Source organism: Rhizobium sp. WYCCWR 11146 (genome assembly GCF_013591995.1).
Lineage (GTDB): Bacteria > Pseudomonadota > Alphaproteobacteria > Rhizobiales > Rhizobiaceae > Rhizobium > Rhizobium indicum.
Window position 1 is genome coordinate 61,651 of sequence record NZ_JACCEY010000018.1, and the last position, 16,052, is coordinate 77,702.

General features: G+C 61.1%; 14 protein-coding genes. 2 read left to right on the forward strand and 12 right to left on the reverse strand.

Annotation, left to right across the window (positions count from 1 at the left end):
- Nucleotides 1–6 precede the first annotated feature (6 nt).
- The 4 genes from HX899_RS13065 to HX899_RS13080 all read right to left on the reverse strand — a co-directional run bounded on the left by HX899_RS13065 (nucleotide 7) and on the right by HX899_RS13080 (nucleotide 4,227).
- Nucleotides 7–858 (reverse strand): DUF1365 domain-containing protein, encoded by an 852-nt coding sequence (locus tag HX899_RS13065; RefSeq protein WP_181292616.1) that lies wholly within the window; start codon nucleotides 856–858, stop codon nucleotides 7–9.
- Complete coding sequence (locus HX899_RS13070; RefSeq protein WP_181292617.1) at nucleotides 855–2,189, reverse strand: NAD(P)/FAD-dependent oxidoreductase; 1,335 nt, start codon at nucleotides 2,187–2,189, stop codon at nucleotides 855–857. Before HX899_RS13070 ends, HX899_RS13065 begins: the two co-directional genes overlap by 4 nt.
- Entirely contained in the window at nucleotides 2,186–3,637 is a 1,452-nt protein-coding gene (locus HX899_RS13075) for a deoxyribodipyrimidine photo-lyase (RefSeq protein WP_181292618.1), read from the reverse strand. The genes HX899_RS13070 and HX899_RS13075 overlap by 4 nt, the downstream gene beginning before the upstream one ends.
- A 263-nt stretch (nucleotides 3,638–3,900) precedes the next feature.
- Nucleotides 3,901–4,227, reverse strand: coding sequence for a hypothetical protein (locus tag HX899_RS13080; RefSeq protein WP_181292619.1), 327 nt, complete (start codon nucleotides 4,225–4,227; stop codon nucleotides 3,901–3,903).
- Nucleotides 4,228–4,440: 213 nt separating this feature from the next.
- On the opposite strand from HX899_RS13080, the gene HX899_RS13085 reads away from it, so the two are divergent.
- Nucleotides 4,441–4,758 (forward strand): hypothetical protein, encoded by a 318-nt coding sequence (locus tag HX899_RS13085; protein ID WP_181292620.1) that lies wholly within the window; start codon nucleotides 4,441–4,443, stop codon nucleotides 4,756–4,758.
- Between the two features lie 215 nt (nucleotides 4,759–4,973).
- A complete protein-coding gene (locus HX899_RS13090; RefSeq protein WP_171598929.1) occupies nucleotides 4,974–5,651 on the forward strand; it encodes an HAD family hydrolase in 678 nt (225 codons plus the stop codon).
- A 37-nt stretch (nucleotides 5,652–5,688) separates the two neighbouring features.
- On the opposite strand, the gene HX899_RS13095 is transcribed toward HX899_RS13090, so the two are convergent.
- The 8 genes from HX899_RS13095 to HX899_RS13130 form a co-directional block, all read right to left on the reverse strand.
- Nucleotides 5,689–8,346 carry a nitrate reductase gene (locus HX899_RS13095; RefSeq protein WP_181292621.1) on the reverse strand — a complete coding sequence of 886 codons (2,658 nt, stop codon included), beginning with the start codon at nucleotides 8,344–8,346 and terminating at the stop codon, nucleotides 5,689–5,691.
- A complete protein-coding gene (nirD, locus tag HX899_RS13100; RefSeq protein ID WP_017960132.1) occupies nucleotides 8,347–8,682 on the reverse strand; it encodes a nitrite reductase small subunit NirD in 336 nt (111 codons plus the stop codon).
- A gap of 4 nt (nucleotides 8,683–8,686) precedes the next feature.
- Nucleotides 8,687–11,137, reverse strand: coding sequence for a nitrite reductase large subunit NirB (gene nirB / locus HX899_RS13105; RefSeq protein WP_138329898.1), 2,451 nt, complete (start codon nucleotides 11,135–11,137; stop codon nucleotides 8,687–8,689).
- Between the two features lie 17 nt (nucleotides 11,138–11,154).
- Entirely contained in the window at nucleotides 11,155–12,423 is a 1,269-nt protein-coding gene (locus HX899_RS13110; RefSeq protein WP_138329896.1) for a nitrate/nitrite transporter, read from the reverse strand.
- A gap of 477 nt (nucleotides 12,424–12,900) precedes the next feature.
- Nucleotides 12,901–14,181, reverse strand: a complete 1,281-nt coding sequence (locus tag HX899_RS13115) for a CmpA/NrtA family ABC transporter substrate-binding protein (RefSeq protein WP_171598926.1) — start codon at nucleotides 14,179–14,181, stop codon at nucleotides 12,901–12,903.
- Between the two features lie 34 nt (nucleotides 14,182–14,215).
- Nucleotides 14,216–14,803 (reverse strand): ANTAR domain-containing response regulator, encoded by a 588-nt coding sequence (locus HX899_RS13120; RefSeq protein ID WP_138329895.1) that lies wholly within the window; start codon nucleotides 14,801–14,803, stop codon nucleotides 14,216–14,218.
- Between the two features lie 135 nt (nucleotides 14,804–14,938).
- The gene (locus HX899_RS13125; RefSeq protein ID WP_180194308.1) at nucleotides 14,939–15,568 is read right to left on the reverse strand and encodes a glutathione S-transferase family protein; all 630 of its coding nucleotides are present in this window, start codon (nucleotides 15,566–15,568) and stop codon (nucleotides 14,939–14,941) included.
- A 7-nt stretch (nucleotides 15,569–15,575) separates the two neighbouring features.
- Nucleotides 15,576–15,941, reverse strand: coding sequence for a helix-turn-helix transcriptional regulator (locus tag HX899_RS13130; RefSeq protein ID WP_027684949.1), 366 nt, complete (start codon nucleotides 15,939–15,941; stop codon nucleotides 15,576–15,578).
- Nucleotides 15,942–16,052 lie beyond the last annotated feature (111 nt).

Sequence of the window (16,052 nt, forward strand, 5' to 3'; positions counted from 1 at the left end):
CTAATGTCATTCCGCTGCTTCCGCAAGCGGGCGGGTTTGGCGGACGCTGACTTCAGGCGGGGGCGCAGGACGCCTGACATACCGCGCGCCCTTCAGCCACAATTTGAGTGCTTCCCAATGGATCCCGGTCATGATCTTGAAAGTGAGGAAGGGTATGCGCGCCGTCAAGCCCAGCAGCGAAGCGTTTGTCAAAGGCACCTGCCGTCCGGAAAATGTCGCCGAGAGCAGCGGTCCTTCACTATCTGTTTCAAGGATGCGCCAGCGGATCTCTTTACCGGGCGGCAGCATGCGGAAATGATAGCGCGCCGCCATGCCGATAAAGGGCGAGACGTGGAAGAGCTTGTCGCAGCTCTGGCGAAGCCCGCTTTCCGACATCTCCCCATGGTCGACGGGGCAGATATAGCTGTGCCGCTCGCCGAAAGTATTGCGCACTTCGTAGATCATCGCGACGACTGCGCCACCGGCATCATAGGCGTGATAGACGGAAAGCGGGTTGAAGACATAGCCGAGAATTCGGGGATAGCAGACGAGCAGGATCCTCTCCGCGCGGTCGAGCCCCGCCTCGGCGAGCAGCCGGTCGGCATAGGCGCGCAGAGACGTGTCCCCGATTTTGGCATGGTCCTTCTCGTGAAACGAGACGAGATTGCGCCCGTTGATGGAAAACAGCATCGATAGCCCGCCGGCCTCGTCCAGCCTGTCGAGATCGACAAGCAGCGAGAAGACGCGGTAGCGGAAGCGATGCCCAAACGGCTTCATCCGTTGGTGCATGATCTCGCCGACATAGAGCGCGGCTGCCGTATTCGGTGGGGGACCGTTGGCTACCGCGTTCATGCCACGTTTTTCGCCGCGCCCTGTCATGCCGCCGCATCCGATTGGGGTTCCCACGAGGTTCGGGCAGTTCGCCAGGGTATGATCCCGCCCAGGGCCGCCGCCGCCGCCAGACCGGAAACGAGACCATCCTCGTGGAATCCGTACCCCGTCCAGGCGCCGGCGAAATAGCAATTATCTTGTCCCTGGATGGTGACAAGCGCCCGCTGCGCGGCCATGGCTTCCGCCGAGAACTGGGGATGTTCATAGATGAATTCGGCAAACACCTTACGGGGGTCTGGCTCGCGGTCGGGGTTGAGGGTCACGAATAGTGGGAATTTTTCGTCGATGCCCTGCAGCCGGTTCATCCAGTAAGTCACGGCGACGTCCGCGTTTCCATCTTCACGGCTGGAACGGAGATAGTTCCATGAGGCCCAAACCTTGCGCCGCTTCGGCATCAGCGATTGGTCGCGATGCAGGACGACGCGGTTCGGCTGATAGGGAATGGCAGCAAACAGCCTGCTTTCCAGATCGGTGGCATCGACGAGCAGGCGGGCTGTCTGATCGCTGTGGCAGGCGAAGATCACCTTGTCGAACGGATGTTCGCTACCCGTTTCGTCGATAATCGTGACGCCGCACTCGGAGCGGATGACCCCGCGCACGCCGCAGGAGAGTTTCACGCGTTCGCCGAGCGGCCGAAGCAGCTGGTCGAGATAGGTGCGGCTGCCGCCGGTCACCGTGCGCCACTGGTGCTGGCGGCGATAGATCAGCCGGTGATTGTCGAAGAAATTGACGAACTGCTCGGCGGGAAACTGCAGCATGCGTGCTGATGGTGTCGACCAGATCGCCGCCGCCATCGGCACGAGATAGTTGTTGGTGAAACCGGGCGAGAAGCCGCGCCAGTCGAGATAATCGCCGATCGAGCGCGAGGCGAGATGACCGGCGGTGCGATCTTCGAGGCAGGTGCGGTTGAAGCGGAGGATCTCGCGGATCATCCACAAGAACGAGGGCCGCAGCAGGTTGCGCTTCTGCGCGAAGATCGAGGACAGTCCGCCGCCGCTCCATTCCAGTTTGCCGCGGTCGAGCGAGAGTGAAAAGCTCATATCGCTTGCATGCGTCGCGATGCCGAGCTCGGCAAACAACGCCGTCAGATTGGGATAATTCTGCTCGTTATAGACGATGAAGCCGGTATCGACCGCAATTTGAACCCCGTCGTAATCCACGTCGACCGTCGCCGTATGGCCTCCGGCCCGCGCCTTGTTTTCATACAGCGTAACGTCATGCACCTGACACAGCGCCCAGGCTGCGGAGGCGCCCGAGATGCCGGAGCCGATGACGGCGATCCTCAGCCGGCGTGGAGCGGGACGGAAGTGTGCGTTCATGCGGCATCCCTTGTTGCGTTGTAGGCGGCGAGCGCCCGGTTGCGGGCGCTCGCGTGATCGATAATCGGTTTTGGATAGGTTTGGCCAAGCGTGATGCCGGCCTCGTCGAGCATGCTCGTCGGCGCTTCGAACGGCCGGTGGATGTATTTTGCCCCGAGCTCTCGAAGCTCCGGCACATAGGTCCTGGCATAGTCGCCGTCGGGATCGAATTTTTCGCCCTGCAGGACCGGATTGAAGATGCGGAAAAATGGCGAGGCATCGGCTCCCGATCCCGCCACCCATTGCCAGCTTGCGGCATTGTTGGCGGGATCGGCATCAACGAGCGTATCCCGGAACCAGGCTTCGCCCCGGCGCCAATCGATCATCAGATCCTTGATGAGGAAGGAGGCGACGATCATGCGCACGCGATTGTGCATCCAGCCATGGCGCCAAAGCTGGCGCATGCCGGCATCGACGATCGGATAGCCGGTCATGCCGCGGCGCCACGCCTCCAAATCCCCGCCGTCGTTGCGCCATTCGAAGCCGTCGAAACGATCGTTCCAGTTGGCGGAGGCAAGACGCGGGAAATGGAAAAGCAGGTGATAGGAAAATTCGCGCCAGGCGATCTCCTTGCGAAAATGCACGATGTCGGCCGCCGGCACCCATTGCGACAGGCCGCGTGTGGCATCCCAGATGCGGGCAGGGGATATTTCGCCCAGCGCCAGATGCGGCGACAGCATCGACGTCGCCGGCCTCGCTGGATAGTCTCGGTTTTCCTTATAGCCGTCGAGCGCGTCTTCGACGAAGGCACGTAACTTTTCGTGCGCGCCATCTTCGCCGGGTGTCCAGAGATCGGTGAAATCGCCTGCCCAGTCCGGTTTCGTCGGAAGCAGCTTCCAGCTCTCCAGCATTTCCGATTTCGGAAGTTGCGATGTCAGCCGTAGTTTCGCCGGCGCCTCCAGCGGTGGCTCCGGTTCGCCGTCGCCCTCCAGTGCGCGCCAGAATGGCGTGTAGACGCGATAGGGCGTGCCGTTGCCGGTCATCAGCCGGGAAGGTTCGTGCAGCAGCTGGCCGCCGAAGCTTCTTGCCTCGATCGCCTGCTTTTCCAGTTCGTGCTTGATACGGGCGTCTATGGAGATTCCGGCTGGATCGTAGCGGCGGTTCCAGAAGACGGCTTCGGCACCGCTCTCCCTGATAAAGGCGCAGAGCACTTCGAGCGCCTCGCCGCTTGCAAGCACCAGCCGTCCATGCCGCTTGCGCAGCGACCCGTTCAGCGCTTCCAGCGAATGATGCAGCCACCAGGCCTGTGCAGCACCCAGCGGACCGGTGCCTGCCACCGCCGGTTCTCTAATATAGAGCGGGATGATCGGCCGTCCGGAGCGATGGCCGGCGGTGAGTGCCTGATTGTCGTCAAGGCGCAGGTCCTTGCGAAACCAGAGGATAACAGGTTTTGCCGCGTCCTTTGCCAATAAAGCCGTGCCCCGCTTGTGTTGTTTGCAATCTGCTACGGGTGTACGGAATGCCCGGATCAAAAGTTTCATCTGGCGGGAAAAAAGCTTTCACGGCTGTCGGCGGCATGAAAAAGGCCGGTGTGAACCGGCCTTTTTCTGAGAGCGGCAGTCTGTCGCTTTAAAGCATGTCGCGCAAAGTGTGCAGCGGTTTTGCGACAACGACATGCGTAAAAACAAAGACCTAAAGCGCGAGAAGCGAATCTGAAAGATCGCTACGCGCTTTAGCTGTCGTATTCGCGGCAGGCTTCGCTAATCGATGCGCCGCTCTGGCCGCCGCGCGTGTCGACGCCGGACATCTGTTGCGGCATGCCGGGGCACTCCATCGTCTGTGGTCGGCCGATGCTCTGTGTCGTCATCGGATCGACCGGCGAGTTGGGTACCGGACGAATACCGTTGTCATCGTTGGTGTAGTCGGATGAATAGGTACCCGAACTCGGATCAGTCGAGCCGCCATTCGTTGGCCCGATCGGACTCGGGTTCGATTGGGCAAAGGCCGACGACGCCATGCCGATGGCAAGCAGCGAAGCGGCGATGAGGGATTTAGTCATAGTATATCCTCCTTTGATTTTCATCTTGGATGACCCAGGGGTAACTTCCTGATGGAATCATTGTTCCGAAATTTGCCGACAACCTGCATTCAAGCCTCGCGGCATACCCGGCATGGTTATGCGTAAACCTTAACGGGCGATGTCGCTGGATCGGCGCCAGCACATGTCCTACTTGCATGCGGAGATACTAAAAAACCGTGGCATGAGGCCGCTATGTTCATCTCCTTTCGCGAAGCCGCAGATCTCGGTCTCCAGATCGCACTTGCACTTACCTTGACGATGAGTGGCATGGCGGTCGCCTCCTACGCCGTCAGGAATGACAAGGCTAAAATTTCAGCGATCGACGTCAGCCGTCCCTCGCTCTGGACCGCCGCTCCGATGCGCGTCGATCCGGCGACGCAAGCCTACCTGCGCGCCGATGCTTCGGCCGCACTGGAACTCGCCGATGGTGCCGATGACCTCTGCCACGACCCGATCGGCCTCCGGCTTTCGTGCGACGTGATCGTCACCTCTGGTACTGCGGCTTTTTAGAGCGCCGTGCGTCCTTTCGGACGCACACAGGACGCTCTAACTCTTTCAATCCTCGCATCGTGCTTTCCGAAAATCGATTCCGATTTTCGGGCCGATGCTGGTGAAGGCGGTCGGGAGGCGTCACCGCCATTCCCGAAAGCTTGCAAAACCCGATGATTTGCCGTTTCATCGCGATAGCGACCACCGTTCGACTCTTTCCCTGAAGGATCAGCCTTTTGTCTATGCCGATGCCCCACGGCTTCGAGAAGCCCTATGCCGCCTTCCTGTTCGATATGGACGGCACCATCCTCAATTCGATCCGTGCGGCCGAGCGTGTATGGAGCGACTGGGCAAGGCGTCACGGGCTCGATGTCGCCACCTTTCTACCGAAGATGCATGGATCGCGCGGCATTGACACGATCACCCGGCTGAACCTGCCTGGAGTCGATCCCGAACATGAATCGAAGCTGGTGACCGAGGCCGAAATCGCCGATGTCAGCGATGTCGTGCCCATTCCCGGCGCCGCGACCTTTCTGAGTTCACTGCCCCCGGATCGCTGGGCGATCGTCACCTCCTCGCCGTTGCGCCTTGCTCACCGGCGGCTGGAGGCGGCAGGCTTGCCGGTGCCGAGATTCATGGTGACGGCTGAGGACGTGAAGGTCGGAAAACCCGACCCGCAATGTTATATTCTCGGAGCCGAGCGCCTCGGCGTCAGCACCCAGGATTGCCTGGTGTTCGAGGATGTCGCAGCCGGCATCACTGCCGGCGAGGCGGCGGGTGCCGATGTCATGGTCATCACGGCAACACATCACCACAAGATGGAGACGCCGCACCCGACCCTCTCATCCTATGACGAGATATCGGTCCGCATCTCCCCCGATCACAGGATGCTGATCGTCCCAAACGCGGCCTGACAGTGCTCCGGCTGCGTCCTGCTTGTCTTTGTGCGGTTCACTCCGCGGCTGCGGCAAGACAGCGATCGATGATGCTGCCGATTTCGCTGCGGCAGGAGCCGCAATTGGTTCCAGCGCTGGTTTCCTTGCCGACCGCCTCGACGCTGTGACATCCGCCGCGCACGGCAGCAGCGATCTGGTTGACCCCGACACTGAAGCAGGAGCAGACGGTGGCGCCCGGATCCGGCCTGCCGGCGCCGGGACGACCCGCAACGAGCGCAAAGCGTTTCCTGAGGTCGCCATGCGAGGCTGAGAGCTGCGAGATCGCCCAGTTGCGCGCGACAGCGACGGGCTCGCGGGCGAGAAACAGCGCGGCAAGCAGGACCTCGCCATCGAAGAAGGCAAGCCTGAGGTCGCCGGATTGCCGGTCGGCATAACCAAGCGGTTCGATCTCGGCCGGAATGGCGAAAACCGCCCGGCACCAGGCCGTCCAGTCTTCGACGGTTTCAGCGAAGGCAAGCTCCAGCCGCCAGCCGCCGGCGGCCTTTGCCAGCGCCCAATAGGCCGCGTCAGGCGTGGCAGGTTTTGTGGCGGAGACGGCGAAACCGTAATGGGTGGCGGGGAAGGGCCGGACGGCGACGGCAACGTTTTTCGACGCCGGTTGACCGGAAACGGGATCGGTGATCGGCGCGACCACGGCGTCGATTCGTGCTTTTGCAGCAAACTGGTCGTTCCAGTGCATCGGCGCAAAGATGCCGCCGCGTGCCTGGCGATCGGTCACCAGCGCCCTGACGATTGCCTTGCCGTGCGGGCTGTCGATCTCGACGAGGCCCGCGCTTGATATACCGGCCTCGATCGCGTCGCGCGGATGGATCTCGGCAAAGGGTTCGGCGATATGGGCGGAAAGCCGCGCGCTCTTTCCGGTTCGCGTCATCGTGTGCCACTGGTCGCGGATGCGCCCGGTATTCAGGGTGAAGGGGTATTCGGCATTGGTGCGATCAGTTGCGGGCGGTTTGACCGCGACGAAGCGCGCCTTGCCATCAGGATGGAAGAAACCACCCTCGGCGAAGAAACGGGTGATGCTGGGTTCTGTCCCTGCCGCCTGCGGCCACTGGAAGGGCGATAGTTCGTCGTAGGCGCCGCCGTTTATGCCGGCGCGCGCGCCGATGTCGAAGTCGCGGCTGCCGTTATTTTCGAAGGCGGAAAGCGCGGCGTGCTCCGCAAAGATTGCGTCCGGCGCATCAAATTCGAAGGCGGCGGCAAATCCCATGCGGCGTCCGACCTCCGCAAGCTGCCACCAGTCGGCCCTTGCATCGCCGGGAATGTCGAGAAACGGCCGTTGCCTTGAAATGCGCCGTTCGGAATTGGTGACGGTGCCGTCCTTCTCGCCCCAGCCGAGCGAGGGCAGAAGCACATCTGCGTGCCGGGTCGTATCCGTCTCTTTGAGGATGTCCGACACGACGACGAAGGGACAGGCGGCGATCGCGCTTTCGACGCTGTCGGCATCCGGCATCGAGACGACGGGATTGGTGGCCATGATCCAGAGCGCCTTGATGCGCCCCTCGGCCACGGCTTGGAACATGTCGACCGCCTTCAGGCCGGGTTTCGCGGCGATGACTGGCGAGTTCCAGAAGCGCTGTACACGGTCCCGGTCTTCGGCATTCTCGATCGCCATATGGGCGGCAAGCATATTGGCGAGACCGCCGACTTCGCGCCCGCCCATGGCGTTCGGCTGGCCGGTCAGCGAAAACGGTCCCATGCCGGGGCGGCCGATGCGGCCGGTCGCCAGGTGGCAGTTGAGGATGGCATTGACCTTGTCGGTGCCGGAGGAGGATTGGTTGACGCCCTGGCTGTAGCACGTCACGACTTTCGGCGTCGTCTCGAACAGGCGGAAGAACTCCCTGATCTGCATGGTGGGCAGGCCGGTCCGTTCCAGGAGATCATTGATATCAAGCGCGGCGGCGGCCGCAAAAGCGTCGCCGAAACCTTCGGTATGGGCGCCGATATAATTCTGGTCGATTGCCGGACTAGTCGCGAGATGGGCAAGCAGTCCCATGAACAGCGCAACGTCGCCATCAGGACGGATGGCGAGATGCAGGTCGGCGATGTCGCAGGTCATCGTCCGGCGCGGATCGATGACGACGATCCGCATGTTTGGCCGTGCCGTCTTTGCGGCGGCAAGCCGCTGGTAGATGACGGGATGACACCAGGCAAGGTTGGAGCCGGTCAGGATCACCAGATCCGCAAGTTCGATATCCTCATAGGTCCCGGGCACCGTATCGGCGCCGAAGGCGCGGCGATGCCCCGCCACGGAAGAGGACATGCAGAGCCTTGAATTGGTGTCGATATTGCCGGAGCCGATGAAGCCCTTCATCAGCTTGTTGGCGACATAGTAATCCTCGGTCAGCAACTGGCCCGAGACGTAGAAGGCAACGGCGTCAGGTCCGTGTTCGGCGATCGTTTCAGAAAAACGGCGGGCGACCAGGTCAAGCGCCTCGTCCCAACCGCTCTGTTTGCCTTCGATCTCGGGATAGAGAAGCCGGCCATCGAGATCGATGGTTTCGGCAAGGGCTGAACCCTTCGAGCAGAGCCGGCCGAAATTCGACGGATGCTCGGGATCTCCTTTGACGCTGACTGCGCCTGCCTGGTCGACCGTGGCGATTACGCCGCAGCCGACACCGCAATAGGGACAGGTGGTCTTGACCTCCGCCGCCATCTATTCCGCCGCCATCATCAGGCTTTCCAGAGCAATGAACAGCCTGCCGTCTTCGTTCAGCACCTGGATCGTCCGGACCTCGCCTTCATCGGCGCCGAGCGCCTTGCCTGTTTCCAGTGAGATAACCCAGTTGTGCAGCGGGCAGGTGACTGACTTGGCGTGGACGATGCCCTGGGAGAGCGGGCCGCCCTTGTGCGGGCAGTGATCCTCGATGGCGAAGACCTCGTTTTCGGCCGTGCGGAAGACGGCGATCTTGCCTTGCGGCGTCTTCACGCAGCGCGCCCCGCGCAGCGGGATGTCGGAGATGTCACCGATTGCGATCCAGTTCATGTCCATCTCCTTACTCAGCAGCCTGTGGATAGCCGATCGTCGCCATCGGCTTGAACTCATGCTTGTCCTTGCCGGAAACACGCTCCGACCAGGGGTCGACCTGAGCAAATTTTTGGCTGAAGACGAAGCGCTCGTAATAGGCTTTGCGCTTTTCGGCATCACCCATGATCTGGCGGCGGATTTCCTCCAGGCCGACGCGCTTTGCCCATTTGTAGATGCGCTCGAGGTAACGGGCCTGCTCACGGTACATCTGCGTCAGGGCCACGATATACTCCAGCGCCTCGTCCTCGGTCCGGACAAGCCCGAGGACCTCCGTGCCCTTGATGTCGAGACCGGCCGCACCGGCGAAATGGATTTCGAAACCGGAATCCACGCAGATCACGCCGATGTCCTTGCAGGTTGCTTCCGCGCAGTTGCGCGGGCAGCCGGACACGGCCAATTTCAGCTTGGCCGGCGTCCAGGAGCCCCACATGAACTTTTCGATGCGGATGCCGAGACCGGTGGAATCCTGGGTGCCGAAGCGACACCAGTCAGAGCCGACGCAGGTCTTCACCGTGCGCAAGCCCTTGGCATAAGCCTGGCCGGAGACGAAACCGGCCTTGCCAAGATCGGCCCAGACGGCGGGCAGGTCTTCCTTCTCGATGCCGAGCAGGTCGATGCGCTGGCCGCCGGTGACCTTCACCATCGGGATCTCGAACTTGTCGACGACATCGGCGATGGCGCGCAGCTCGTTCGAATTGGTGACACCGCCCCACATACGCGGAACGACGGAATAGGTGCCGTCCTTCTGGATGTTGGCATGCACGCGCTCATTGATGAAACGCGACTGGTAGTCGTCGGCATATTCGTCCGGCCAGTCGCTGACCAGGTAATAGTTGAGCGCCGGCCGACATTTGGCGCAGCCGCACGAAGTCTTCCACTCGAGCTCCTGCATGACGGCAGGGATGCTTTTCAGCCCCTTGGCCTTGATCAGCCGGCGAACGTCGTCATGGCCGAATTCGGTGCAGGTGCACATCGGCTGGACCGCAGTCGGATTGTAGCTGTCGCCGAGCGTCAGCGCCATGAGTTGTTCGACGAGGCCGGTGCAGGAACCGCACGAGGCGGATGCCTTCGTGTGGGCGCGTACGTCGTCGAGCGACGTCAGCCCTTTGCCTGAAATCGTCGAAGTGATCTTGCCCTTGCATACGCCGTTGCAGCCACAAATCTCCGCGTCATCCGGCAAGGCTGCAACGGCCGCCATAGGGTCCAGCGGCGACCCTCCCTGATAGGCTTGTCCGAAGATCAGCGTCTCGCGCATCTCCGAAATATCGGTTGCCTTCTTCTTCAGGTCATTGAACCAGGCGCCATCGGCGGTTTCGCCGTAAAGCACGGTGCCGATGATCTTATTGTCCTTGAGCACCAGGCGCTTGTAGACGCCGGCGCTGGCATCGCGCAGCACGATCTCCTCGCGGTCGTCGCCATCGGCGAAGTCGCCGAGTGAATAAAGCTCGATGCCGGTGACCTTGAGCTTGGTCGGCGTATCCGCGTGAACGAAGGCGGGCGAACGATCGCCGGAGAGATGCGCGGCGGCGATACGGGCCATTTCATAGAGCGGCGCAACGAGGCCATAGACCATGCCGCCCACCTCGGCGCATTCGCCGAGCGCGAGGATATTGCCGTCCGAGGTCTGCATGCCGGCATCGACGACGATGCCGCGATTGACCGCAAGGCCGGCGTCCTTCGCCAGGCCGACACTGGGACGAATGCCGACGGCCATGACGACCAGCGTTGCCGGGATGATGCGGCCGTCGTCAAGCTCTATGCCCTCGACCTTGCCGTTGCCGACGATCGCCTTGGTATTGGCCTTGCAGATGACCTTGATGCCGCGTTCTTCGACCGCCTTCTGCAGCAGATAACCGGCGGCGGGGTCGAGTTGGCGCTCCATCAGCGTCGGCATGACGTGCAGGACGGTGACGTCCATGCCGCGCTGGGCAAGGCCGGCCGCCGCTTCCAGGCCAAGCAGGCCGCCGCCGATGACGACAGCCTTTTCGCGCGACTGAGCGGCAAGCAGCATCGCCTGCACGTCGTCGAGATCGCGATAGGTGATGACGCCGGGCAGATCCTTGCCGGGAACAGGGATGATGAAAGGCACGGAACCGGTTGCGATCACCAGCTTGTCGTAGCTTTCGGTGACGCCGTGGTCGGAGGTGACGGTCTTGGCGGCACGATCGATGTTGACGATCTTGTGGCCCTTGTAGAGCATGATGCCGTGCTTGATATACCAGCCGTCACCGTGAATGATGATCTGCTCGTAGTCCTTTTCTCCGGAGAGAACCGGCGACAGCATGATGCGGTCGTAATTGACGCGCGGCTCGGCATTGAAGATCGTAACTTCATAGCGTCCCGGCGCCTGCTCGAAGAGGTGCTCCAGCATGCGCCCGGGCGCCATGCCATTGCCGATGATGACGAGTTTTTCGGTCATATTTCCAGGTCCTTAGATCAGGTTGCAGCCATGGGCGCCGAATGCCCTTGGCGCGACAGTTGCTTTACGGACAGGTGCATCCAGATGAGAGAGATTACGACGATCGCGAAGAGCAGCAGGAAACAGCTGGACCAAAGGCCGGTCATGTCTTTGAGGAGGCCAAAGGCAATCGGAAGGATGAAGCCGCCAAGGCCGCCCATCATCCCGACGACGCCGCCGACTGCGCCGACGTTTTCGGGGTAGTAGGCCGGAATGTGCTTGTAGACGGCGGCTTTGCCGAGGCTCATGAAGAAGCCGAGCACGAAGATGACGACGATGAAGATGACAGGGGTGATGCCGAACGCCGGACCCGTCCCGGACGCAGAAACAGCCGGCAGCGAAAGGATGAGAGTGGCGACGGCCGACACGGCAAGCATCGTATACATCACGCTACGCGCGCCCTTTTTATCCGAAAGCACGCCGCCGAAGGCACGGAAGATGCTGCCCGGGATGGAATAGGCGGCCGCGACCATGCCGGCGGTTTCCAGGTTGAAGCCGTAGACGCCGACCAGATAACGCGGCAGCCACAGCGACAGGGCGACGAAGCCTCCGAAGGCGAAGAAATAGTAGAGCGAGAAGCGCCAGACCTGAACGTTCTGCAGCGGCGCGAATTCCTGCGCGAAACTCTTGGAGGCAGCGCGGCGTTCGCGGCGCAGACGAAAGGCCGGATCATCGGTCGTGGTGAACCAGAAGACGATTGCCATCAGCGCCAGACAGACCGCCCAGATCTCCGCAACCGCCTGCCAGCCCCATGCAAGCAGCACGAAGGGAGCGGCGAACTTGGTCACGGCCGCGCCGACATTGCCGGCACCGAAGATGCCGAGCGCGGTTCCCTGCTTCTCCGCCGGGAAGAAAGGCGAGACATAGGCGACACCGACTGCGAAGGAGCCGCCAGCGAGGCCGACGCCGAGGCCGGCGATCAGCATCTGCGTATAGGTCTGGGCGTAGGAGAGCAGAAAGGTCGCCAATGCGGCGGCCAGCATGGTGAGCGTGTAAACGAGACGGCCGCCGTAACGCCCCGTCCAGATGCCAAGAACGATGCGCACCAGCGAACCGGTGAGCACGGGGGTGCCGACCAGCAATCCGAACTCGGCCTCGTTCAGGCCGAGATCCTGCTTAATGCGAATGCCGATGATCGCGAAGATCGTCCACACGGCAAAACAGAGGGTGAAGGCTACAGTGGAGATCCACAATGCCTTGGCTGGTTCGCCGGCGGACATGGACTGTGATTTCTCGATGACAGACATAACTTCTCCGAGGCCCGACAAGGTCGTGCCGATCCATCGCTGAGGGTTAAAACAAAAAGCCGCTGGCCAGGACGCGCATACCCGAGGCGCGCAAAATATCCTGATCAGCGGCTTTGCTGGTGGCGCCCGCCGTTGGACGCCGAATTCTTGAGCCTTCTGGCCCACTTGCCTGGAAGCAATCCGTTGGCCGGATTGCTCAAGCTAAAACCTACCTCTTCAATCTGAAGAGCAGTCTCTGTATCTTCCGCGAGCGTCTATCACTCACTCTGCGCTGATCGCCATTGACCGGTGCAATAAAGATCATGCAAACTGCGTGCCAGTTTTGTGATCTTTGTTCAAGCCACTGAATACAAATAATATTTTTCGAAACGCGTCGCCTGCTTGTTTTTCGGGCGGCCACCCGCTCATGCAAATATTTTGTGCGCTTGTCGTGAGGCGGGCAGATACTTGCTGGCGTTTTGTGCAGGCCGGCATCGGTTAAACCTCGTCGTCGCAAACGAAGGCGAGGGCGCTTTTGACTGCAAAACCTGCGACATAGTCCGGCAGCCTCGCCGGGTCGAAGACGTGGCCGTCCATGAAACGGTCGCCCTCGTCACTGCCTTCGATGCGGATATCGGCATCTTCAGGCGCGTTGGGGTCACCGAGAGCCGTGCGATAGAGATCCGGGCGGTAAGCGGATGCTGCGGCCCTTGCCATGTTAAGGCTGATCTCGGCCTGTCCCCAGCGGATCATCTGGCTGTAGATCCAAAGAGCATGGCTTGGCCGGGGATAATTGGCGAAGCCGGAATGGAACATGAAATAATCGGCGATGATGCGGCGGTTGCCCTTTGCGTCGAGGCTGAATTCGCCGGCGAGCACGCGGCGAATGATCTCGACGGGGGCGGCGATATAGCGCGGGTCGGCAAGAGCTGCCGCCAGCGCGTCGTGATTTTCCGGCCGATCGCACCACTGGGCTGCCGCGTCGAGGGCCACGATCAGCCGGGATACGGTTTCCGGATGGCTTTCCGCCCAGTCCGGCCGCATGCCGATCACCTTTTCCGGTGCCGACGGCCAGATATCCTGTTTGGCGGCGACGATGCGGCCGACGCCGCGCTCCGAAGCGACCATGTTCCACGGCGCGCCGACGCAGAAGCCGTCGATCGCACCGGCTGCCAGCGCATCCGAAGTCATGGACGGCGGCACGACGACGAGCTTGACATCCTTGTCGGGATCGATGCCTCCGGCCGCTAGCCAGTAGCGGAATTCGTAATTGTGCGAGGAGAAGGGGTAGGTGACGCCGAAGGTTGGCAGCGGCTCGCCGCGGGCCTTCATCGCCGCCAATGTTTTTGCCAGTGCATAGGCATTGTCGAGCGCGCTTGCCGTTTCCGGCAATCCTGCGTCATCCCGCATCCTGTCGAAGAGCCGCGTCGACAGAGTGATCGCGTTGCCGCCGCGCCCCAGCGAAAACGGCGTGATCGTCGGCGAGGGATTGGAGCCGAGACCAAGCATGGAGGCAACGGGCATCGGCGACAGCATGTGGGCGATATCGAACTGACGGAATGCCAGGCGGTCGCGCACATTCGCCCAGGAGACGTCCTTGACCAGCTCGAGCGTCAACCCTTCCTTCCGCGCGAAGCCGAATTCCGCCGCCGCAATCAGCACCGATGCATCGACGAGCGGAATGAAGCCGGCCCGCAGCACTTTCGGTCCTTCGGTGTTCACGCGCACGGGCGAGGGCAGCTCGCCGCCAGAATTGGCGATCTTCGTCATCATATCCACTCCGGTTTCCTCCGGAAATTCATCAGGTCGGCCATTACATCAACAGCCCCGCGGCAGTGACGACGCTCTGGGCGATTTCCGACATCTTCTTCTTTTCGTTCATCGCTGTCTGGCGCAGCAGGGCGAAAGCCTCTTCCTCCGACAGGCCGCGCATCTTCATCAATATGCCTTTGGCGCGCTCGATGAGCTTGCGTTCCTCCAGCGCGGAGCGGGCATCGGCAAGCTCCCGCCGCAGCCGGCTGAAGGCATTGAAGCGGCTGACGGCCATGTCGAGGATTGGTTTGACGCGTTCCTTCTTCAAGCCGTCGACGATATAGGCCGAGACGCCGGCATCGACAGCTGCCTCGATCGAGGCCGTGTCGGACCGATCGACGAACATGGCGATCGGGCGGCTGACCGTGCGCGTCAGCTGGAACAGGTGCTCCATCATGTCGCGGTTGGGATTTTCGATATCGATGATGATCACATCGGGCATCAGCGTTTCGATGATTCGCGCGATGCCATTGACCTCATGCACGACGGTGACGCGCGTATGCCCTGCCTCGCGCAGGCCTTCTTCGATGATGGAGGCGCGAATGGCATTTTCGTCGATCACCAGAATTGTCAGATCGAGATGCGTCATTGCTCTATTCATGACGCAGTGCAGCAAATTTAGCAAGGCTCCGCCTGAAAAATGTGCAAGAATAAATATGCGTAAAAAGTAATCAAATTGCCGAAATTTCGAGCGGGATCAATATACAGCGTCGCGGCAAGGTCTTCAGGGCTGCGGTATTTCGGATGTGAAAAGGGGAACGTCATAGCCGCGCTTGATCTGTGGCCGTGCCGCAAGCCTGAGATACCATCGTTTGACGTTCGCAAATGCATTCAGGTCGATCTCGTGGCGTTTAAAACGGGAAACCCAGGGCCAGACCGCCATGTCGGCGATGGAATAGTCGTCGACGAGATAGTCGCGGTCTGCGAGCCGCGCGTTCAACGTCTCATAGAGGCGGCGAGTGTCCCTGCGAAAGAGATCCTCTGCGAACGGCGCTTCGCCTGCATTGTAAGTCAGGAAATAATGGGCGTTGCCGAGTGTCGGCCCGAAGCCGCCCATCTGCCACATCAGCCATTCGATCGTGTGATGCCGGGCGGCACCCTGCCGGGGCAGGAAGCGGCCGGTCTTTTCGGCGAGGTAGAGCAGGATGGCGCCGGATTCGGCAAGCGTGATCCCGGTCTCGTGATCGACGATAGCCGGAATCTTGCCGCCCGGATTGATGGCGAGATAATCCTGCCGGAATTGATCTCCCTTGGTAATATCGATCGTGTGGGGGCGGTAGGAGAGGCCGAACTCCTCGAGCGCGATGGACACTTTAAGCCCGTTCGGCGTGATCCAAGTATAGAGGTCGATCATCGGGGGTTCAATCGAACATCATTTCGTCGACCGGCAGCTTCGTCATTCCGAAGCGCCCGGTGACATCGTCGAGGCCAGAGAACATGTCCCGCAGAGTTTGCACGATCGTCTCGACACGCGGGTCAATGACGCGATAGACGATCGCTTTGCCGTCGCGGCGTCCTTCGATCACGCCCGCCTCGCGAAGCTCGCTCAATTGCTGGGAAAGCGTCGGCTGGCGGATACCGAGCTCGTCCTCCATCCCAGAGACCGAGGCTTCCGTCTCCATGAGGTAGCAGACGATCGCCAGGCGGTTGGCGTTGGCGATCAGCTTCAGCAATTCGCTTGCTGCGCCGACATCGCGGCAGACTCTTGAGGAAACGGGCTTCGTCAACGGTATCGTCCTTGAAGGTTCTATAAAAAAGTAAAGTGACGGCGCTGAATTTTCAACTCCGGCGCGCTCACTTCGCTCGATCTGGTAAAAGATTTCATTGCCTATCGATTT